The 19,855-nt window shown below is 59.7% G+C and carries 15 protein-coding genes and 3 pseudogenes; 8 read left to right on the top strand and 10 right to left on the bottom strand.

The annotated features are described in order from the left end of the window. Nucleotides 1-317, top strand: a pseudogene (locus ACROHD_RS19465) (hypothetical protein); the annotation flags it as partial. 84 nt (nucleotides 318-401) lie between these two features. On the opposite strand, the gene ACROHD_RS19460 reads toward ACROHD_RS19465, so the two are convergent. Next, nucleotides 402-2,216: a hydantoinase B/oxoprolinase family protein gene (locus tag ACROHD_RS19460; RefSeq protein ID WP_432680072.1), complete on the bottom strand. Its 1,815-nt coding sequence runs from the start codon at nucleotides 2,214-2,216 to the stop codon at nucleotides 402-404. After that, on the bottom strand, nucleotides 2,206-4,278 hold the full coding sequence (locus ACROHD_RS19455; RefSeq protein ID WP_432680071.1) for a hydantoinase/oxoprolinase family protein: 2,073 nt from the start codon (nucleotides 4,276-4,278) through the stop codon (nucleotides 2,206-2,208). The genes ACROHD_RS19460 and ACROHD_RS19455 overlap by 11 nt, the downstream gene beginning before the upstream one ends. A gap of 313 nt (nucleotides 4,279-4,591) precedes the next feature. Between ACROHD_RS19455 and ACROHD_RS19450 the strand changes: the two genes are divergently transcribed. Beyond that, nucleotides 4,592-5,509, top strand: a complete 918-nt coding sequence (locus tag ACROHD_RS19450; RefSeq protein WP_432680070.1) for a LysR family transcriptional regulator — start codon at nucleotides 4,592-4,594, stop codon at nucleotides 5,507-5,509. Between the two features lie 125 nt (nucleotides 5,510-5,634). Continuing rightward, entirely contained in the window at nucleotides 5,635-6,963 is a 1,329-nt protein-coding gene (locus ACROHD_RS19445) for an aspartate aminotransferase family protein (RefSeq protein ID WP_432680069.1), read from the top strand. Nucleotides 6,964-7,036: 73 nt separating this feature from the next. On the opposite strand, the gene ACROHD_RS19440 is transcribed toward ACROHD_RS19445, so the two are convergent. The 4 genes from ACROHD_RS19440 to ACROHD_RS19425 form a co-directional block, all read right to left on the bottom strand. Next, nucleotides 7,037-7,285 (bottom strand): hypothetical protein, encoded by a 249-nt coding sequence (locus ACROHD_RS19440; RefSeq protein ID WP_432680068.1) that lies wholly within the window; start codon nucleotides 7,283-7,285, stop codon nucleotides 7,037-7,039. A gap of 20 nt (nucleotides 7,286-7,305) precedes the next feature. Next, on the bottom strand, nucleotides 7,306-8,214 hold the full coding sequence (locus ACROHD_RS19435; protein WP_432680067.1) for a beta-keto acid cleavage family enzyme: 909 nt from the start codon (nucleotides 8,212-8,214) through the stop codon (nucleotides 7,306-7,308). Nucleotides 8,215-8,307: 93 nt separating this feature from the next. Beyond that, nucleotides 8,308-9,999 carry a thiamine pyrophosphate-dependent enzyme gene (locus tag ACROHD_RS19430; RefSeq protein WP_432680066.1) on the bottom strand — a complete coding sequence of 564 codons (1,692 nt, stop codon included), beginning with the start codon at nucleotides 9,997-9,999 and terminating at the stop codon, nucleotides 8,308-8,310. Then, nucleotides 9,996-11,420: an FAD-binding oxidoreductase gene (locus ACROHD_RS19425; RefSeq protein WP_432680065.1), complete on the bottom strand. Its 1,425-nt coding sequence runs from the start codon at nucleotides 11,418-11,420 to the stop codon at nucleotides 9,996-9,998. Before ACROHD_RS19425 ends, ACROHD_RS19430 begins: the two co-directional genes overlap by 4 nt. A gap of 200 nt (nucleotides 11,421-11,620) precedes the next feature. Here ACROHD_RS19425 and ACROHD_RS19420 point away from each other — a divergent pair, with 200 nt between their 5' ends. The 3 genes from ACROHD_RS19420 (at nucleotide 11,621) to ACROHD_RS19410 (ending at nucleotide 14,743) form a co-directional block, all read left to right on the top strand. Continuing rightward, the gene (locus ACROHD_RS19420; RefSeq protein ID WP_432680064.1) at nucleotides 11,621-12,766 is read left to right on the top strand and encodes a C4-dicarboxylate TRAP transporter substrate-binding protein; all 1,146 of its coding nucleotides are present in this window, start codon (nucleotides 11,621-11,623) and stop codon (nucleotides 12,764-12,766) included. A 69-nt stretch (nucleotides 12,767-12,835) separates the two neighbouring features. Continuing rightward, entirely contained in the window at nucleotides 12,836-13,408 is a 573-nt protein-coding gene (locus ACROHD_RS19415; RefSeq protein WP_432680063.1) for a TRAP transporter small permease, read from the top strand. 24 nt (nucleotides 13,409-13,432) lie between these two features. Beyond that, the gene (locus ACROHD_RS19410; protein WP_432680062.1) at nucleotides 13,433-14,743 is read left to right on the top strand and encodes a TRAP transporter large permease; all 1,311 of its coding nucleotides are present in this window, start codon (nucleotides 13,433-13,435) and stop codon (nucleotides 14,741-14,743) included. Between the two features lie 1,172 nt (nucleotides 14,744-15,915). Here the strand turns inward: ACROHD_RS19410 and ACROHD_RS19405 are convergent. Then, nucleotides 15,916-16,095: a VapE domain-containing protein gene (locus ACROHD_RS19405; RefSeq protein ID WP_432680061.1), complete on the bottom strand. Its 180-nt coding sequence runs from the start codon at nucleotides 16,093-16,095 to the stop codon at nucleotides 15,916-15,918. 25 nt (nucleotides 16,096-16,120) lie between these two features. On the opposite strand from ACROHD_RS19405, the gene ACROHD_RS19400 reads away from it, so the two are divergent. Together ACROHD_RS19400 and ACROHD_RS19395 are read left to right on the top strand one after the other, a co-directional pair. Further along, on the top strand, nucleotides 16,121-16,393 hold the full coding sequence (locus ACROHD_RS19400; protein ID WP_432680073.1) for a hypothetical protein: 273 nt from the start codon (nucleotides 16,121-16,123) through the stop codon (nucleotides 16,391-16,393). After that, nucleotides 16,308-16,514: pseudogene (locus tag ACROHD_RS19395) on the top strand (transposase); the annotation flags it as partial. The gene ACROHD_RS19400 and the pseudogene ACROHD_RS19395, both read left to right, overlap by 86 nt. Nucleotides 16,515-16,637: 123 nt before the next feature. On the opposite strand, the gene ACROHD_RS19390 reads toward ACROHD_RS19395, so the two are convergent. From ACROHD_RS19390 to ACROHD_RS19380, 3 genes and pseudogenes are all read right to left on the bottom strand, one after another. Then, on the bottom strand, nucleotides 16,638-18,146 hold the full coding sequence (locus tag ACROHD_RS19390) for a hypothetical protein (RefSeq protein ID WP_432680060.1): 1,509 nt from the start codon (nucleotides 18,144-18,146) through the stop codon (nucleotides 16,638-16,640). 638 nt (nucleotides 18,147-18,784) lie between these two features. After that, nucleotides 18,785-19,067, bottom strand: a pseudogene (locus ACROHD_RS19385) (transposase); the annotation flags it as partial. A gap of 278 nt (nucleotides 19,068-19,345) precedes the next feature. After that, the coding region (locus ACROHD_RS19380) for a transposase (protein WP_432680059.1) at nucleotides 19,346-19,855 on the bottom strand (510 nt) is incomplete at its 5' end.

Below are 19,855 nucleotides of genomic sequence, written 5' to 3'. Positions count from 1 at the left end.
CCTCTGGCTTGTGTCGCTTGTTCGCCATTCTCTGTCCTCCGTTTCCTAAACATAACGGTGGACCAATTCAGAAGGGGCATTCCAATTGGCCGTTCCCTGCGCAAACTCGGCTTCACGTACAAAAAAAGACGTTGGTCGCGACCGAGCGACGCCGCGCAAGGGTAAGGAAACAGCGCGAAGACTGGATTTCCCATCGCCTGCCGGCTGTTTCGGCCCGGCCAGAGCGCGTTGTCTTTATTGACGAAACCCTCAGGACGAATGTTGGAACTACTTCAAGGCTGCCGGATATGCCTCAGGTTAAAGATCGGATGCTTTAAAACAGCGAAATGGCGATCGTTTGGGCATGGCTGGACGCTACAAGACCGCCCTGCCCGTCTCAAGTCAGTTTCCTCTGACAGCGCCTAGACTCGGCCATCCGCTCCGCGGTCGAGAACCCAGGTGATCGGACCTCGTTCGGCCGCGAGTTCGGCGCGGCGGGCTTTCGTGGCTTCGGGATCGGCCTCATCGCGTTCGTCGAGGACCACACCGTAGTCACGGTAGGCAGCTTCGCGGCTTACCTTACGGTTCTGCACATCGAGTGCGACGAGATCGGCGTCGCGCTCCAGCGGGTCGCCGTAGCCGCCGCCGCCGGAGGTCTCGCGGACGATTGCGTCGCCGGTCTGGAGCTCGATCACTTGCTTGGCGTGGACTGGCTCGGTGGTGCCATTGGCACGCTCTATCCATGCCTTGCCAGCGCTGCCCGGCAAGCCGCCGAGGACGCCCCAGGGCACCGAGTTGTAACGCTCGGCGCGGTGGCAGCTCACAACCGGACCTTTCAGGATCTTGTGGGTCCGCCGGACACCGAGGCCACCCCGGGTCTTGCCCGCTCCACCTGAATCCACGATCGGTGTATGTTCGACGATCTCAATGGGGTGGTGGTTTTCCCATGCCTCGGCCGGCGGCATCTGGCAGTTCGCACCGCCGTGCTCGATATGGTCGATGCCGTCCTTTTCGGGCCGTGCTCCCAGGCCGCCAGCGATCAAGTCGGACGAGCCATAGCGTGTGCCGTCCCAATTGATCCCGCCGAAGGAAATTACGTGATTGCCACCATGGGAGGCCGCGATGACACGTTCGGGAATGACCTTCGAGAGTGCACCGAGCACCGAGCAGTTCGCCCGGTTCGAGACCTGGTAGCGCAGCGCGATAGCGGCGGGCCGCTGCGGATTGAACATGCAGCCCTCAGGTGCTGTCACGGTGATCGGGCGGATCGCCCCGTCATTCAGAGGCGCGTCAGGGTCGGTTAGACCTCGGATGATCGTGTGGACGGCAGATTGCGCTCCAGCGAGGTTCACGTTGGTCGGTGCGGGTTGCTGCGGCGCGGTACCGGTGAAATCGACGTGGATGTCGCTACCCTTGACGGTCACCTTTGTGTGCACTTCGAGCCGGTCGAGGCCCGGTGTGAGGCTCTCGGCATAATCCACGAATGTGTATTCGCCATCAGGTATGGTTTCGATATGTGTCCGGACTGCCCGCTCGGCCTGAGCGAACAACTGGTCGACCGCGAGTTTCATGGTTTCGAGGCCGAATTCACGCACGCATTCGTTGAGCGACCGCGCGCCGAGATAACACGTGGCGAGTTGCGCATCGAGATCGCCGAGGACGATGTCCGGTACACGCGAATTGTATCGCACGAAGTCGCGGGTGGTCGTATCCTGCTCATAGGACCGAAGCCAGGGCGACGGCGGGATGACCAGCCCTTCCTGGTTCAGCTCGGTCGAACGCGCCGACATCGAACCAGGATCTATGCCGCCCACATCCTCGTGATGACCGAGCGAGACCGAAAAGCCCCAGATTTCGCCGCCATCCTTGCCATCGGCGAAGACAGGCATGACCATAAGGATGTCGGGCAAATGAGTGCCGCCGTTGTAAGGGTCGTTCAGGATGAAGACATCACCAGGCACCATTTTTTCGACGGGATACTTGGCGCAGACCGCCTGCACCGCCGTCGGCATGACCGTGAGGTGAATGGGGTTCGAGCAGGCCTGCGCCATCATCTCGCCGCCGCGGGTCACGAGGCCCGAAGAGCCGTCCTCGCCCTCCTTCAGTATCACGGAGACTGCGCTACGCAGAAGCGTGTTCTGCATAGCGTCGGCGATCGTTTCCAGCCTGTTGCGGATGATCTCGAGCGTGACCGGGTCGATCGTGGTGGTGTCGTTGGCGGCGTGATCAAGCGACATGGTCGGCTCCTTTGTCTTCGCGGATGAACATGTTGCCGGCCTTGTCTACGCTGGCCGACTGTCCCTTGAGGACCACGGTGGTGGTGTCGGCCTGTTCGACGATACAGGGGCCGGCGATGATGCTTCCAACCGGCAACGAATCCCGGCGGTAGACCGGGCAATCGACTTCACCGGTATCCTCGAAAACACCCCTCCTGAGCCCGACGGGTTCTGGCGTGCCATCGTCGCGCAACGTTCCGACGATCAATTCGGGTCGGGTTTCCTCGGGACGCTGAAAGCTGACGGAGCGGAGCGCGATGATCTCGATATCACGCGCGGTGTCGCTGTAGCCGTAAACCTCGGCGTGGCGGGCGTGGAAGCTGTCCTTCAAATGGTGCAGCGCGACCTCGTCGAACACACCCTCAGCAACTGGCGTCTCGATTTCGTAGGCTTGACCGAGGTAGCGGATGTCGGCGCTACGCCGGCGCTCGACCCGAGCGCCTTCCAGCCCCTCTTTGCCAAGTTCGTCCTCACCCTCGGCCTCCATTTCGCGATACGCCGCCTCGACCGCGGCGGTGTCCCCGGCGCCGGGCGACTTGACGTAATGGCTGCGGACCTTGTCGACCTCGAAGTTTGACACCAATAGGCCGAAGGCTGACAGCGTACCAGGGCTACGCGGCACGAGCACCTCGCGGATGCCAAGCGAGCGCGCCACCGCCGTGGAGAACATGCCGCCGCCACCGCCAAAAGACAGCAGCGTAAAGTCACGCGGATCGACACCCTTCTTGATGGTCACAAGCTTGATCGCGTCTGCCATTTGCGAGACGAGGATGCGGTAGACGCCGAGTGCGGCCTCGGTCGTCGACAGGTCGAGCTTCTCGCCCAGAGTTTTCAGCACCTTCCGAGACCCGGCAACGTCGAGCGTCATCGTACCGTCGGCGAACCATTCGGGGTTGATGTACCCCAGAACGGCAATGGCGTCGGTCGCTGTCGGCTCGGTGCCACCGCGCTTGTAACAGGCGGGTCCGGGGTTCGACCCCGCACTGTGCGGACCTACGCGAAGGCCGCCGCCAGCATCGACCCAGGCGATCGAGCCGCCGCCCGAGCCGATGGTTTCCATGCCCACCATGGGCACCCGGAGTGGGTATTTTCCGATCCGGCCCTCCTGTGTGATCGACACTTCACCGTTGCGGATCAGGGCGACATCGGTGCTCGTGCCGCCGACGTCAAAGGTAATGAGGTTGTCGCGACCTGAAAGCCCGCCTGTGAAGCGCGAGCCGACGACACCCCCCGCCGGCCCCGAGAGAAACATGGTCACCGGCTTCGACGTAGCCATATTGGCCGAGGCAATGCCGCCGCGCGACTGCATTAGCAGAAGGCTGCGCTCGCCGTCTTTTAGGTGTGAGGCAAGTTGCGTGACGTAATTCTCGACGATGGGCCGCACATAGGCGTCGAAAGCCGTGCAGCAGACCCGTTCGTATTCACGGAACGTCGGATTGATCCTGCAAGAGAGCGAAACCTTGAGGTCGGGAAAATGCTCTTCGATGATCTCGGCCGTTCGAAGCTCGTGGACCGGGTTGAGGTGACTGTTCAGATAGCAGACCGCAACCGATTGCACGCCATAGCGCTCGACCAGGCGGCCAACCTCGACCAGCACCTGGTCTTCATCGAGCGGCGTCTGAACGTTGCCGCGCCCGTCGATGCGTTCGTTGATGCCGATGCGCTGGCGGCCCGGCGCGAGGTGCCAGGGCGTTTCGGCGTCGGCATGCAGGTCGTAGAGCTTGGCGCGCTTCATGCGTCCGAGTTCGAGCGCATCCTGATGCCCGCGGGTCGAGAGAACGGCGACCACCGCTCCCTTGCCTTCGAGCAATGCGTTGGTCGCCACAGTGGTGCCGTGCACGTGCTCAATCTTGATGTCGGTCTGGGCGGGGTCGACCCCGGCGTTTCTGAGCATCAGCGCGACACCGTCGGCGACACCCTGAACGACGTCGGCGGATGACGGCGCCTTGGCAAAGTAGATACTGTCGCCGGCATGACCGACGATATCTGTGAACGTTCCGCCGATATCGATTCCGATACGCATTGCGCTTCTCCTCATCGGGGCGGGTGGTCGCAGCACATCGACCGAGACGTTCGGACGCCGGCTGCGCGCACCCTCCCCGCAGTCTTAAGATCCTCCTCGTGCTACAGGGCGCGATGTGCGGGCTGCAAATCATCATTGCGGTCCAGGGAATAAGTCCTGTTAATTGCCTTCTGATCGAACCTTGCCTTACCGCTCAGATCTTCGGCATTTGCGGGACGCGCCAGGGCCGGCGAAGGTGCCAGGGTGAATTGACTGCACCCGTTCAGATTAATATCGCTTATATTCGGTGAGCGGCAAATTTTCGGGGAAAGCCATGAACATCCGACAGTTGGAAATCTTCGGCGCGGTCATGCAGACGGGCTCGACCGTTGCTGCGGCGAAAGTGCTGAACGTCACACAACCGGCGGTCAGCATCGCGATTAAGCACCTCGAAGACCAACTTAAGGTGGAGCTGTTTCTTCGCAAGCACGGTCGGCTGATCCCGACGCCCGACGCAAAGCTGATTTACGACGACGCTCGCATAGTTTTCGAGGCGTTCGAAACCGTGCGGTTCACAGCAACCCGCCTCAAGGATGCCCAGATCGGGGCACTGACCATCGCCTGCACGACAAGCCTCGCCGAAACCCTAGTTCCGACTGCCCTTGAGCATTATCACGGCCGTCACCCGGACGTAACGATCGCGCTCAATTCGGGGACGGTCGAATATGTTTGGCGGTCTCTCAGTCTCGGAGAGGCGGACGTCGGTGTTTTTTATACCGAACCTGATACCGACACGATGCATATAAGCCGTTTGGCGCGGGTGGACCTTATCTGCGCGATGCCGAAGGGCCATCCGCTAGAGAAGCTGCCAGTTCTTAAGCCCTCTGACCTCGAAGGGCACAAGATGATTTCACTCAGCAAGTCGTACTGGCTGGGTCCGGTGATCACGAGCGCTTTTGAATCCTACGACGCGGAATCGAAAGGACAGTTCGAGGTGCGTTTTCTGCATACCGCGCAGCGTCTGGTAGCTCATGGTCTTGGCATCGCAATCGTGGATTCATTTCAGCTCTTTAATGCAGAAGAAAATCCGAATATCGTCTATCGACCGTTCGAGCCGCGCATCGCGACTGCCGCCTATGCCGCATTTCCGAAGAACAGACCGGTCTCACGCTTGGCCCGCAGTTTCGTGTCTTCGATGGAAACAAGCGTAGCGGGTTTCGAGGAGCGATGGAGAGAAGTGCAGAAGCTTTGAAGGTCTATAAAATTCGCTTATCCTGCGAACGTGAGGCATAATTTGAAGTTTTTCGCCCCTCCCGGCAGATTGCCAACCTGAAACCCGCCCGCCAGTCCGGGCGCACAAGTGACAGGTGACAGCAAATGGCTATCGAAACGGCGCATCCCGGTGTGGTGCATAATACCCTTGGGGCCGCCCTCGGAGAAGTCGAGCGGCGCTTTACGGAAGCAAACCCAAAGAGCCATGCGCGCTTCGAGGCCGCGCGGTCGTTCATGCCAGGAGGCAACACGCGAACGGTCCTGCACTACGATCCCTTCCCTGTAGGCATCGTTCAAGGCAAAGGCGCTAAGATCGAAGACCTCGACGGGCATGTCTACACCGACTTTCTGGGCGAGTATTCCGCGGGGCTTTACGGTCGCTCGAACGACGTCATCCAGGCAGCGATCCGCGAGGCCGTCGATGGCGGCATGACGCTGGGCGCTCCGAACCGCTGGGAGGCGCCGTTTGCGGAGCTCATCTGCAAGCGCTTCCCGTCGATCGACCTCGTGCGGTTTACCAATTCGGGGACCGAGGCGAACATGATGGCGCTGGGGGCGGCACGCGCCTTCACGAAACGCAACAAGATCATGGTGTTTGACGGTGGCTACCACGGTGGTGTGCTCTATTTCGGCAGCCGCACCTCACCGGTGAACGCCCCGTTCGACTATGTCTTCGCCACGTTCAACGACATCGAGGCGACGCTGGCATTGATCGAGGCCAAAGCCGGCGATCTGGCGGCGATATTGCTTGAGCCGATGATGGGGTCCGGTGGCTGCATGAATGCAGACCCGGAGTTCCTTCAGGCGTTGCGGGATGCGGCGACAAAGCACGGGATTGTTCTGATCTTCGACGAGGTAATGACCTCGCGCATGTCCGGCGGCGGGTTGCAGAAACGGCTGGGAATCACACCCGACATGACGACGCTTGGAAAATATCTCGGCGGCGGGTGCAGCTTCGGCGCATTCGGAGGGCGCAAGGACATCATGGCGCTTTTCGACCCGACCTCGGCCAGTTTTCTGTCTCATGCAGGGACGTTCAACAACAACGTCCTGACCATGGCGGCAGGCTTTGCCGCGCTGAGCAAGGTATTCACCGAAGAGGCAGCTGATGCGCTATTCGAAAAGGGCGAAACTCTGAAGGCGCGGCTGAACGCGATCGCCCGAGAGAAAGGTACGACCATCCAGATCACCGGTTCAGGCTCGATCATGTGCATCCATTCGGTTTCAGGAACGCTGCGCCGCCCTGAGGATGCGAAGGACCCACTGCCCGGCCGTCGGAAACTCATCCACCTCGAGATGTTGATGCGCGGCTACACCTTTGCAGATCGCGGCTACATTTCGCTGAATCTGGCACTTCAGGATGAAGATTTTGACGGGTTCACCCAAGCCTTTGCCGATGTCCTCGATACGCACGGAGACATCTGGCGGCATTAAGCGGCAGGGTGCGGGCTGCAGATTGCTCGCCGTCCATCTCATCTCGCAATCCGCTCCAGCAATGCTTTCGCGTTCAGCCCCCCAGCCACTTATCCTTGACGCTGGCCTTTGGCGCTGTGTCCAACAACTCTGACACCACGCGCTGCTGCAGAAGCATGCAATCGGTCGCGGACAGGACCTTGTCCTGAAGCACTGAGTTGCCGAGAATCATTGGATCCCAGCTGGTGCCCGGTTTCGCCATGTAGTTCGGTGATTGCGCGCCGCATGGTGGCCGAGGAAATAGACCGTAAAACGGCGGGACGACGCGCAAGTCGATGCGCATGGAACCTCCTTGCTGATTTTCTATACCGGGTCGCGACGGGTCAGCGCGAGGCGCTCGCGAACCTCCGAAGGACCAAGCACACGCGAGCCGAGGCCCTCGACGAGTCCGACCGCCTTTTCGACAAGCTGTGCGTTCGTGCCCAGTTCGCCGCGGCTGAGGTACAGGTTGTCTTCGAGGCCGACCCTGACGTGGCCGCCCGCCAGGACCGCCGCCGCCACGTAGGGCATTTCATCACGGCCAAGGGAGAAGGCCGAGAACGTCCATTCCTTCGGCACCGCGTTCACCATGGCAAGGAATGTATTCAGGTCGTTGGGCGCCCCCCACGGAACGCCCATGCAAAGTTGCACGAGGGCGGGTGTGGGAAGGATACCGCGTTCGGCCATGTTCTTGGCAAGCCAGAGGTGACCAGTATCGAAAGCCTCGATTTCAATGCAGACGTCGGCCTCGACCATCTGTCGGGCCATCGCGTCCAACATCCCTGGGGTGTTAGTCTGTACGTAATTTGCCTCTGCGAAATTCATCGTGCCGCAATCGAGCGTGCAGATCTCGGGCCGACAGTCAACGATGTGCGCGACCCGATCCGCGGCTCCGGCCATGTCGGTGCGCGGGCCGAGGTTCATTGGAGCATCATTCGGGCCGAAGTAGATGTCGCCGCCCATACCGCCGGTTAGGTTCAGAACGACATCGGTCTCGCTGGCCCGGATACGCTCGGTGACTTCTCGATAGAGCGCCGGGTCGCGGGACGGCGCCCCGGATTCAGGATCGCGCACATGGCAATGCACGATTGCGGCACCTGCCTTCGCAGCGTCAATGGCTGCATCTGCAATTTCCTTGGGCGACCGCGGGACATGCGGAGACTTGTCTTGCGTTGAGCCTGCGCCGGTGACGGCGCAGGTGATGAAGACATCACGTTTCGCTCGCAGTGGCATCTCAGGTCAAACCTTGTCTAGCGATTGACCGCATCCTATTGCCTTTCGAAAAGACCGAGAAATCACGGATCGGCTCAGGGGAATAAGCCCGCCTTATTCAAACGGGTTCGCCGCTTCGGCACCGTAATCCGGCATCGCCTTGCGTCCCTGCCCTTTCGGCGGCTTTGCCATGAAGATCGGCCATGGGTCGGGAAACTGGCCGACTGGCACCTCGATCACGGTCGGGCGGCGCGCCTTGAAAGCTTCTGTTAGTGACACTCCCAGTTCTTCGGGCGTTCGTGCACGCCGCCCGTCGGCCCCGAAACTCTCAGCGTACTTCACAAAGTCAGGGTTGGTGAAATTGGTCGCCAGAATGCGGTTGCCGTACAGGTCGCGCTGAATGCGCTGCACGTTTCCATAAGCACCGTCAGCGAAGACGACCGAGACGAGCGGCAGATTGTAGTGCACTGCCGTCGCGATCTCGTTGGCCGTGAACAGGAATCCGCCATCGCCGGAAACGGACAGCACGCACTTGTCAGGATGTGCGACTTGAACGCCCAACGCCGTGGCATAGCCGTAGCCCAGCGTTCCCTGGTAGCCGGGCGTTACGATCGAGCGGGGGAAATAGGCCGGAAACCCGATCCGGGAGACGTAACCGACCTGGGTGAACTCCTCGACGAAGAAACCATCTTCGGGCAGCGCGCGACGCATCGCGTCGAGCCACGCCATCTGCGGCCCCAGTTTCTCATCCAGATAGGCCCGTGTGCGATCGCGCAGCGCCGCGATTTCTTCGATACGCCCCGGGCGTTTGCGGTTCTCTGCAGGGATGGCCTCGAGGAGTGCCGCAGCGACGTCGCGTGCGTCGCCGAGGATCCCGATGTCAGGGGTCCATGCGCGTGTCAGTTCCTCTGGGTCGATGTCGACGTGAATGAAAGACATGTCCCGGTCCAGTCCCCACGTGGCCCGTTCGTATTCCCCCCTCGAGCCGATGCAAAGCACCGCATCGGTCTCGCGCCACCACTGTCCGGCGGCGGGGCGGTTCACCGAAAGGCCCGTCCGGTCATCGACGACACCCCGGCCCAGCATCCAGGACTGAACCGGTGCAGACAACATTCTGGCGAGGGCTGTGATTTCCTCAGACGCGTGAAAGGCCCCGCCACCTACGAGGATCATCGGGCGCTCGGCTTGTCCGAGAATGCGCGCTGCTTGCGCCACCTTGTCGGCGTCAAACGGCGGCGCGACCGGCATCTCTGCCGCGACTGTGGTCCGTGTCGGAGCTGTGATCGCCAGGATGTCCGGGGCGGCCTCGATCGCCACGGGGCCAGGGCGGCCCGACCACATCTCGTACAGAAGAGCGTTGAGCGTCTCGCCTGCCTCGGCGGGATGACGCATCCGCAGGGCCTTCTTAGTAAGCCGTTCGAGAATGCCCAATTGGTCAGGCAATTCGTGAAGCTGACCACGTTTCGCTCCGATCAGCGCTGACGGGATCTGGCCAGTGACAAGCAGAACGGGCGTATTGCAGGAATATGCCGTCGAAAGGGCCGCTGTGGTGTTCAACATGCCCGGCCCGGGAACGACTGAGTAGACACCAGTCTTTCCTGTGGACTGAGCGTAGCCATAAGCCATGTAGGCCACACCCTGTTCGTGCCGCGCATTGATGACGTGCAGCCGGTCCTGACTGTCGAACAGCGCCGCGAAGAACGGGTCAAGCTGGACGCCTGGCAAACCAAAGATGGTATCAATGCCGTTAGCCAGAAGCGCATCAACAAGCGCCTCGCCGCCGGTTTTTGTTTCAGTGTCAGTCATGTCTTTCCTTTCAACGTCTCTTCCGTGAGCGTGAGGTCGGGGTAGACCCGGCCCGGATTCATCATGTTTTCGGGATCGAGCGCCAACTTGATCCGCCGCATTACGTCCAGCTCCACATCGTCTTTGAAGCGCCGCATCGCGTCGAGCTTGTCGAAGCCGATTCCATGCTCGGCCGAGAAGCTGCCGCCGAGGCTAACGGCCAGAGCTTCGATTTCGCTCTTGAACGCCGCATTGTGTTCGGGACTCTTGTCGCCGGGCCAGACAGTCAAGTGGAGGTTTCCGTCGCCGAGATGACCAGTCGTCATCCACTCGGCGCGTTCGTCGAGGCGACGGATCAACGCTCCGGCCTGCATGCTGAACTTCTCTAGACCAGCCGTGGGAAGGGAGACGTCGATCATCAGAGCGGGTTGTGTCGCGACAGCAACTTCGGCAGCTCTTTCGCGCAGCGCCCAGAAATCGGCCCTGTCAGCTTCCGATCGTGCGATAACGGCATCGGTAATCTCGCCGGCCTCCATGGCCGCACCTAGCAATCTCTCAAGAATATCGCTGGCACGACCCATCGAACCGGTCGGAAGGGACAGTTCGACGAGCACGACGTCGGCGTGATCCTTCAACGGCGCACGGGTGAGAGCGGCGGCGCGGCGGACAAAGCTCTGCGACATGAATTCCACGGCGTCCAACCCTACAGAACAGCCAGATTTCAATCGCCTCAGCAGGTGCGTGGCACGGCCGATATCGGGAACAGATACGACGGAACACGCCCTTTCGTCCTCTGCTGGAACGAGTCGCATGGTTGCCGCAGTTATGATGCCAAGCGTCCCCTCCGCCCCGATGAAGAGATGCTTCAGGTCCAGTCCAGTATTGTCTTTCTGAAGCGGTGAAAGCGCGCTGAGGATCCGGCCGTCGGGCAGGACGACCTCGATTCCAAGGCATAGTTGGCGCGCCGAGCCGAAGCGCAGCGCGGACGAACCGCCCGCATTCGTCGATAGCGCACCGCCGATCTGTGAGGAGCCCTCGGCGCCAAAACTGAGCGGGAAACGTGCGCCGATGTTGATTGCAAGTTTGCGCAGCGCTGCGACCGTCACACCTGCCGAAACCGTCGCCGAGGTAGAATCCTCCGCCACGTCGCGAGTATCGGTCATCCTATCGAGGCTAATAACCAGCGCGCCCGCACCGTCTGTCCCTCGGTTGAGGCCGGTGCGCCCCCCGGCGGCCACGACAGGCAGTGATGTTTCCCCGGCGATTCGGACCAGTTCAGCGACCTCGGCCGTCGAAACCGGTCGCGCGACCGCGACGGGTTGCCCAAGCTCACGGCCCGTCCAGTCGCGAAGAAACGGCGCGAAATCCTCGGCGGCGACAAACGTGCCAGACGGAAACCTGCCCTCGTTAGCGCGTTGGAAAGGATGGGTTTCCCGTTTCATTGCGGCCCAGTCTCGGCATGAAGACCCCCCCGGACTCCGCCGTCATTCCCGCGGGCAGAAGGCCCTCTGTGGAGCCTGAAAGCTTCATTAATGCGACTTATACACTTCACCTGCGTACCTTATATCTATTTGATATCACTTGATTTTTTTTGAATCAAGGATACGGTCAAGCGGTGATCCTAGAAAGGGGCGATGTCAAGATGAAACAACTCCAATTGATGGCGCTGACGGGCGCTGCCGCGACTGCGATCGTGGTCGGCTCGGCCGTCACCTCCTCTGCACAGACTCTGAACTCCAGTTGCTGGCTTCCGCCGCTCAACCCGGCCAATGCACCGGGCTATGAGTCGTTCATCGAAACAGTAGAGGCAGCTACCGACATCACCATCCGGCACACATCGGGCTCCGCGCTTCTGCCGCCGGGCGAGCATTTGTCGGGCCTGCGTGACGGTGTCGCTGCGCTTACCTGCCATGCCGGCACGTTCACACCTTCCGACCTTCCCGAAGACAGCCTTCTTGCATTCATGGCAATGCGGTACCCGGACCCGATGGCCATCGTCGGCGCATATGCGGAATTCTGGATGACAGATCCCGCAATGCTGGCGCGACAGGAAAGCGGCGGCTTCGTGGTGCTCGCGCCTTGGGCAACGCCCGCCTATTCCCTGATCTGCAATACGCCGATCCGTACGCTCGAGGACATGCAGGGCATGCGCATCCGGTCGACCGTTGCCGCAGTCGCGGGCTGGATTGAATCCGTGGGGGCCATTCCCGTGGCCGTGCCCTCTTCGGAAAGTTTCCAGGGGCTCGACCGGGGACAGCTCGACTGCACAACGATCTACCCGTCCGGCATGACCGTGTATTCGCTCTGGGACGTCGCCAACTCCATGACGATTCTGCCTGAGCTTAGCTCGTATTTTGCGGGGTGGAACGTAGCAATCAATCGCGGCACATGGAACGAGCTCTCGGTCGAGGACCGTTCAGCGATGCTCGACGGCGCTGTCGCAAGCATCGTGGGCTTCCAGTTCCGCGATCTCGAGGCCGAGCAGGAAGTTTTGGAGCGGGCCCAAGCGACCGATGGTGTCGAAGTGATCATGGCAAGCGAAGAGATGACCGCGTCGGCGGCTACCTTCGCGCAGGATGACGCCCTGCAACTTGCCCTCTCCGCCGCCGAGGAACGCTTCGGAATGTCCACCGAAGAGGCGCAAGGCATCATCGACCGTTTCGACGCACTTTACCAGAAGTGGGTCGGGCTGGTGGCCGACGTCGAGTCGCCCGATCAGCTCTCGGCCATTCTGCACGCCGAGGTCTACGACAGGATTGATCCGGCGACCTACGGCGAGTCGAATTGATCTGATATCTCGGTCGCGCGCGCCCCTGTGGTGCGCGTGGCCCTTTTCGTAGGCAGGCTGTCTTTTTGCATGAGGCAACAGGCAACCACCAATCCCGAAACCGGAGATGGGACATGCACCTTGGTTGAACGATTACTTTGGGCCAGTTCCCGCGCTCTGGCGACGGTTGCCATTATAGCGCTGGTGCTTCTTCTAGCGCAGACCATTGCCGATGTTGTGATGCGCGCCGTGGCGGGCGGGCCGATCCAGGGCAACTTAGAGATCATGAGCGCCTATCATATGGTGATCCTGACATTCCTGCCTCTGGGCCTTCTAGAGATGGAGCGCGAGCACATCACAGTCGACTTAGCGGTGAAGGCGCTGGGCCCGGTTGCGCGACGCGTGGTTGAAACTTTCGCCTATCTCGTGGCGGCAGCCTTCTACGCTCTAATGCTCTACCGGACCTCGCATGTCGCCTGGGACGCATACGAAATCGGCGAGCTTCTGATGACTGCGGTCATAATTCCGATCTGGCCGGTCAAATTCGTGCTGCCCATAGGGTTTTTCTTCGCCGTGACAACGGCCTTCCTTCACGCATGGCAGGCTGCGACCGACCCGAAGTTCGACCTCGATGGTGAATCCGAAAGCCTCATCGATGGTTGACTGGGTTTCTATGGGGGCAGTGTCATGAGCGATATCTGGGTCAGCATCATCGCCATTGTCGCGAGCATGGGGCTTGTCGCGCTTCGCGTTCACATCGGCGCAGCCTTCGGCATCGTCGCGATTTTCGCCTTCGCCTATCTTCTGAACTGGCGAGCGGCCCTCTCGATGGCCTCGTCGGTTCCTTTCCCACTTGTCGGGGACTGGAACATGACCGCAATCCCGATGTTTCTGCTCATGGGCTACATCGGCTCGACCACCAATCTGACCGAGGGTCTGTTCAGTTCAATGCGCGTCCTCTTGTCCCGCCTTCCCGGCGGGCTTGCCCTGACTTCGGTGGCAAGCTGTGCCGCGCTGGCGGCTGCCTCCGGGTCATCGGTGGCTACTACGGCCGCCATGGGACGGATCGCGGTGCCAGAAATGGTACGTCACGGCTACAAGCCTAGTCTCGCCGCGGGGGTCGTAGCCTCGTCGGGCACTCTGGGCTCGCTCATTCCGCCGAGCCTATTGATGATCATATATGGCACGATTACCGAAGTATCGGTAGGCGCGCTGTTCCTCGCCGGGGTTGTCCCGGGCATTCTCTCGGCATTGCTTTATGCTGTGATGGTGATCGTGCGGGTCAGATTGGACCCGAGCCTTGCGCCGCCAGTGCAGGAGCAATTTACCGCCCGGGAACGCTGGCAGGCGCTGGCTAGCGCCTCACCGCTGCCGCTCATCATCCTGTTCGTTCTGGGGGGAATCCTGGAAGGCTGGTTCACGCCGACCGAAGCCGGAGCATGCGCGTCGGTGGCCGTGATGGTCGTCGCCGCCTTTCGCCGCCAACTGACGTTGGCTGCCTTTCTCAAAGCTGCTCGGCTGACGGTAATCGGCACCGCGTCGCTCTTCATCGTCGTGATCGGCACGGCCATGCTCGGTCGCCTGATGGCGCTCACGGGCCTGCCGAGAGAACTCGCCGATGCACTTGTGGCAACCGGAGCAGGCCCGATCGGGGTGATCGCCCTCGTCGCCCTGATCTATATCGTGCTGGGGATGTTCCTGGACTCCATCGGGATCATGCTGCTGACGCTGCCGATCCTCATGCCACTGACCGGCGCGCTGGGGATCGACATGATCTGGTTTGGAATCCTGGTCATCAAGTTGCTGGAGATCGGTTTGGTCACACCGCCCGTCGGGCTGAACTGCTTCGTGCTGAAAGGCGCCGTGGGGCGGCTGGTGTCGCTGCCCGAGATTTTCCGCGGAGTATCGTGGTTCATCGTGACCGATCTCGTTACGCTGGTCATTCTTGTAGCATTTCCAATTCTCTCGCTTTGGCTGCCGGCATTCATGGCGAATTGACCACCGCCATCACGCGCCTTGGAAGCCATTTGATTACGGTGTTCGACGACCTACGGACAAAGCCTTCATGGCTCTCCGGACAGTATCAGGAGAAAAAAATCGCCACACATCCTCGATCCGCATGAGATTACATAGGAGCTAAGCTTGCGCTGTTTCCCGGGGACAGCACGTGAATACTTTTTATCGACATGCCAAGTCACAAATCGCAGAATTCAATATGGAATAGTTCCAGTCTATCACTGGGCAACGACAATGCGGTTCTTCGAAGGACAGCTTATCCGGGGATCTCAGCCATGGGTGCATCTGGCAGCATCAGACAATCAGGCTTATTTCGCTCTCGAATACGTCAAAGCATTCTCCGAGCTTTTCATGCCGATGTCTGAGGTTGCTTTCGTTCTCTTCGGGCTCCGGGGCTTAAAAATGCGCTGGCTGCGTGTAGGTCGGCAAGGCTGGAGCCGCAGTCAAAATTGGCTTGCGGCTACAGAATACACGTCGAGTCCTGCGCCCTCCCTCAGGCAGAGTTCCCGAAGGGAACAAGGTTGTTGTAGTAATCCTCAGTTGGTGGGTGTCAGACGGCGTTGAATTCAGTTTGGTCTCGCATGATGGCTTGAAGGATGATGGCCATGGAGGAGGTGGGATTCGAACCCTCGATTCGGACTTCGCTCCGGGTCCTTCCTGACCCGGTTGCCCTGTCACGGGGGGCGCGGAGCGCGATATTAGACGATTCGGTACACTAACTAGGGGACACTCCTATATTACCTGCGTTTTGACTCATAATATTCGTCCATGTGTTCGATATTGCTCATAATCTCGGGGCGTATGCCCCATTTTGTGTGCGGGGATTCAGGGTATCCGGGCCCACCCCCAAAGCGACCTCCGCATGAACGCACAGACGGCAAGCCCGGAGGCTTGATTTGCCCGGTTCCAGGTCAGGAGGCTTGATCGCTGGCCGGGGCGGGCGCGCTCGACGCGGCGGTCGGTTTGCCGGGCAGTCGGGCGATCCGGGAGGTGGGCTCCCAATTTTTCCACGAACCGTTGGCTGGACAGCCGTTTTCGTCGGTTGAGCGGTTGAGCGGTTGTGAGCGATGAGAGCAATTCGGCTAACCGCTCAGGTTTCGGCCTTAAAAATAAGGGGCTTCCGGTCTTTTGAGCGGTTGAGATAGTAATAATCCCTATAAGAGGGAAGAAGTAAGAGGGGAATAGGCCAGACGGAACTGGTCGTGGGTCGCGGAGAGGGTGCGTTTGAGCGTGTTGGAGTCCGCCCTCCGGGCAACCTTCATTTCGGCCATCTCTTTGACCCACCAGCCGCGCAGGTTCTCGATCAGGCAACGCGGTTTTGTATTCCCCCTCATGGGCTGATCTGGTAGGGATGAGGCCATGCTGGAGGCCTTCAAATCCCTGCCTGAAGATCCTGATGCACTGCGGGCCGTCAGCGAGCAGATGGCCCGGCACATCCAGTCTCAGGCCTACCAGATCGAGAAGCTGAAGGCCGAGCTTCATGGCCACCGCAAGTGTTTCGTGCGCCACACACTTTTAGAGCAATATCCCTCAATCGCCCAGGCCCTGGCGCCGAGCTTGGCGGGAGGTGATCCCGTTCTTTGTCTTCAGCCCGGAAATCCGCCGGGTGATCTACACCACGAACGCCATTGAGAGCCTGAACAGGGTGATCCGGAAATCGATCAAGGCGCAGGGCTCGTTCCCTTCCGTGGACGCCACCGAGAAGCGGATCTACCTCGCGAACCGTCAGATCGTGGCTGACAGCGGTGAATCATTTCGCCATAATGTTCAAGCATCACTTCTCGCCGCTGGGCGGTTGACGGCGGTCAGGATGGAACCGGGCCGACGGCCGATACACAGAGTTCCTGACACTCCTCAACCCAACTGCGCCAGCAGCCTAAAAAGGCGCATGGGTGCGGATTATCGCCAAACCACTCTGTGAAAAACTACATAGTCCATTACAAGCGCTTTCCGAAACAACCTCGAAACGTGGTACTGTCCCATCTTCACACACCCCCGACTCAGTGAAGAGAAAAGCCATGTCAAGGCGCGTCGTGCAGGCGCGAATGTCGCGATCAATCAGCCAAACGAGCATACCTGCCACCTCCTCCCACATTGCGTTATCGACAAAGCTAATGGTTATTGCACCACCGGTTTCTGCCAAATGAGCTGCGGCTTGGTCGATCCAGGGTTGAGGAGGGTAGTTGCGCGGAGCGTCTCCCGAAAACACCCGGGTGGGCGTGAAATCCGGCAGCGAAAGCATGGCGACAAAGCCAAGCGAAAGCCCAAGCGCAACCGCCGTTCGCCGTCCTCTCTTCCGCGCACTGAGCCCCAGAAAACAGATGATGATCACCGTCGCTGCGACCAAACTGGCAAGAGGCCGAAAGTGCAACATAATGTGTAACGGCACTGGAGTTGGTGTGCCCAAATAGGCCAGCAAGGTCGTCGCAAAGGTTGAAACGCCCAAAACTGGGATCACAGAAAGTCGCACTCCACCAGCTTTGAGCTGTGTGATCGAGTAGCTTGCAAACAAAATGGCCAGCGAAAAAAGAAGCAAGGCAGACGCTTGGGGGGCGAGAATGCCGTTAATGGCATGACGGAGATCGCCCCATCCTGCCGATCCGCCCTGCTGCGCAGCGCCCAAAGCAGCAATAATGGCTCCAAAATTACCGTCGGGTAGCTTGAAAAGTTCGACCAACAACGGCAGCAAGAAGACGCTCCCCACAAAGGCAGCCGAAAGAACCGCGCGTTGCACTTCAAGCCGTGAAGGCCAGGGCATAGTCGCTGACCGAGCCAGCGCCAAGGCCACGAATACTAATGGCAAGGCAAGCAAAACCATTGTGATATAGCCGTGCACAAGTATTCCTAACAATGCGACAGTGGGAGCCAACGCGCGAAGATCGCGCACGGCCAGCCACAAAAGGGCAATCAAAAATGCGAGGAAAGGAGCCTCGATGCGCGTTGGCAGCCAAACGACTCCTAGGTCAGCACCCATTAATGTGGACATGAGCAGGGCGATGGCGCCGGAGAGTCCTAACGCGCCACCAGGCACAAAGTACCGTGTCAGTGCTGTGGCACTAGCACCTACCAGCATGCTATTCAAAACGACGCTGCCCCAAAGCCATGCCTTTAAGCGGCCGACATAAGGCTCCAAGGCCAATTCAAAAGGAAGATTCCAATAGAAAAAGAACGGGCCTGGGTGATTGAATTTGAACCGCGAATAGTGTCCCGTCGTAAGCCATTCTCCACGATTGAGAGCCTCTCCATGCAACATGTCTGCAGCAAGATCTCCCATAATTCCAGTCGGAAAGAACAAGGTAGGCGATGAGAAATATGTAATGGCCAGAAAACTGACAAAAATCGCAAGGCTTGGCTGAAGCCAAAATGAGTTTTCGATAGCTCTCATTTTTCCCTAGTTGTTTTGAGCTCGGCATATCCAACCAAGCCAGTGAGGCAAGATTTCGCGCGGTCCAAAGCGGCTTGGAGCCAGGCTGCAAACTCAAAATTCAACGGCATTCACGGACGTATGTATGGGCGTACTTATGTAAGAAGTACTACGACTAGTCACGACCGAGGTAAACCGCCCCCGGATGGTCAAGACGCGTTCGGAGCGGCGGACCACCGGCGCGAAACGATCAGGACAAACTCGTCTATGCAACATTGACCGGTGTCAACAGCATTGCTACAGTCTAAGCTTGAAACGCGCGAGCAGGGATAGTTCCGACCGGTTTTGACGCTTGCTCGCCACACATCATTTCAGTTTCGTTCTGACCCATCTGTTTCGTTTACTTCTACAAGACCTTTTCCCAACCCATCCGTTCAGCCGACATTCCCCAAGTGGTCTGTCTTCAGGGGCTATAATTGGCTGCATCAGCCCGCCAAGCAAGCATTTTTAGCACCGAGGGTTGTCTGCGGTCGCGCAGACGTCTGGAGCTGGGCGGATGGAGCCGCGAAGCCGCAACGCCCCTGCCTGATGGCGGTGTTATTCAGCGCAGCGGATAGACCTGTCCTGCCGCTTTCGTTCAGTTTTGGTCCGGATCGCGTTCATGCGCATAGCGGTGGCGTTCGCAATCGGCGGATAGCAGCGAGGATGGCGCGTACCATCGAGCAGGTGACGGCGACCTCGGCCAGCTGGAAGGTGATGGCGCGGGCGTGGCGGACGACACGCGCCCCGATCTTCCTTCTCGGTGATGCAAGCATCACCTGCCAGGCAGCGGATCAGTTTGAGTTGGAGGCTGGTGAGCGACCAATCCGCCATTTCTTCGGGCAGCGCGATGCAGCGAAAGAAGGTGGCCAGGTTGTAAGCCAGGGCGTGCAACTGCAGCTGTGAATCCCGGAGACAAAATGCCCACAGAAACGGTCTGATGATCTGACCGTCGCGGAGTAAAATTCCGCAATCTGACACCTGAAGCCGATGAGCGGAGGGTGGGGAGATGTATTCTGTGGACTTATACAACCGTGTCCGTCGGGCGTGCCATGTTGATGGTATGAGCAAAAGTGCAGCTGGTCGTCTTTTTGGGATCGACCGCAGAACGGTGGCAAAGATCCTGCTGCAGGTCACGTCCGTCAAGGTGGTGTAAATTGCGAGATGGCCTGAGGTCATGATCAGGCGGCTTTTGTGGCAATGCTGAGGATGGGGTCGATCTCCTCCTTGTCGATTTGGGCGAAGGCCTCGACCATCATGTAGCGGCTTGATGTCTGCCATTCGTCATTCTGCTCGAACAGGACCGCACCGATCAAACGCATGATCGAGGCTTCATTGGGAAAGATTCCCACGACGTCGGCGCGGCGTTTGACCTCTTTGTTGAGGCGTTCGATGGGGTTGGTCGAGTGCAGCTTGGTCCGGTGCTGGCGGGGAAAGGCCATGTAGGCCAGCACGTCATGTTCGCTGGCGTCCATCAGATCGGCGAGCTTGGGCCAGCGGGGTCGAACCTGATCCGCCACGCGATGCCATGTCTCGGCGGCATGGCTGCGGTCCGGTTGTTCAAAGGCCTGACGGATCGCAGCGGCCACGACCGTGTGCTGGCCCTTCGAGACATGAGCGACGATGACCTGCACCGGCTGGACGCCCTGCTGTTGTCCCTTCCCATGGATGACGACGGCATGCTTCTCAGC

Source organism: Nioella aestuarii, assembly GCF_050896395.1.
Classification (GTDB): Bacteria; Pseudomonadota; Alphaproteobacteria; order Rhodobacterales; family Rhodobacteraceae; genus Nioella; species Nioella aestuarii.
The sequence above is the reverse complement of the archived record's forward strand: the minus strand, read 5'-3'. Positions and strand labels throughout refer to the sequence as shown.

Bases quoted from the DNA above. Each gene is read 5' to 3' on its own strand.
- ACROHD_RS19460 (WP_432680072.1), bottom strand. From the start codon at position 2,216: ATGTCGCTTGATCACGCCGCCAACGACACCACCACGATCGACCCGGTC.
- ACROHD_RS19390 (WP_432680060.1), bottom strand. From the start codon at position 18,146: ATGAGAGCTATCGAAAACTCATTTTGGCTTCAGCCAAGCCTTGCGATT.
- ACROHD_RS19445 (WP_432680069.1), top strand. From the start codon at position 5,635: ATGGCTATCGAAACGGCGCATCCCGGTGTGGTGCATAATACCCTTGGG.
- ACROHD_RS19410 (WP_432680062.1), top strand. From the start codon at position 13,433: ATGAGCGATATCTGGGTCAGCATCATCGCCATTGTCGCGAGCATGGGG.
- ACROHD_RS19450 (WP_432680070.1), top strand. From the start codon at position 4,592: ATGAACATCCGACAGTTGGAAATCTTCGGCGCGGTCATGCAGACGGGC.
- ACROHD_RS19400 (WP_432680073.1), top strand. From the start codon at position 16,121: ATGCTGGAGGCCTTCAAATCCCTGCCTGAAGATCCTGATGCACTGCGG.
- ACROHD_RS19405 (WP_432680061.1), bottom strand. From the start codon at position 16,095: ATGAGGGGGAATACAAAACCGCGTTGCCTGATCGAGAACCTGCGCGGC.
- ACROHD_RS19415 (WP_432680063.1), top strand. From the start codon at position 12,836: ATGAGGCAACAGGCAACCACCAATCCCGAAACCGGAGATGGGACATGC.
- ACROHD_RS19420 (WP_432680064.1), top strand. From the start codon at position 11,621: ATGAAACAACTCCAATTGATGGCGCTGACGGGCGCTGCCGCGACTGCG.
- ACROHD_RS19430 (WP_432680066.1), bottom strand. From the start codon at position 9,999: ATGACTGACACTGAAACAAAAACCGGCGGCGAGGCGCTTGTTGATGCG.
- ACROHD_RS19455 (WP_432680071.1), bottom strand. From the start codon at position 4,278: ATGCGTATCGGAATCGATATCGGCGGAACGTTCACAGATATCGTCGGT.
- ACROHD_RS19425 (WP_432680065.1), bottom strand. From the start codon at position 11,420: ATGAAACGGGAAACCCATCCTTTCCAACGCGCTAACGAGGGCAGGTTT.
- ACROHD_RS19440 (WP_432680068.1), bottom strand. From the start codon at position 7,285: ATGCGCATCGACTTGCGCGTCGTCCCGCCGTTTTACGGTCTATTTCCT.
- ACROHD_RS19435 (WP_432680067.1), bottom strand. From the start codon at position 8,214: ATGCCACTGCGAGCGAAACGTGATGTCTTCATCACCTGCGCCGTCACC.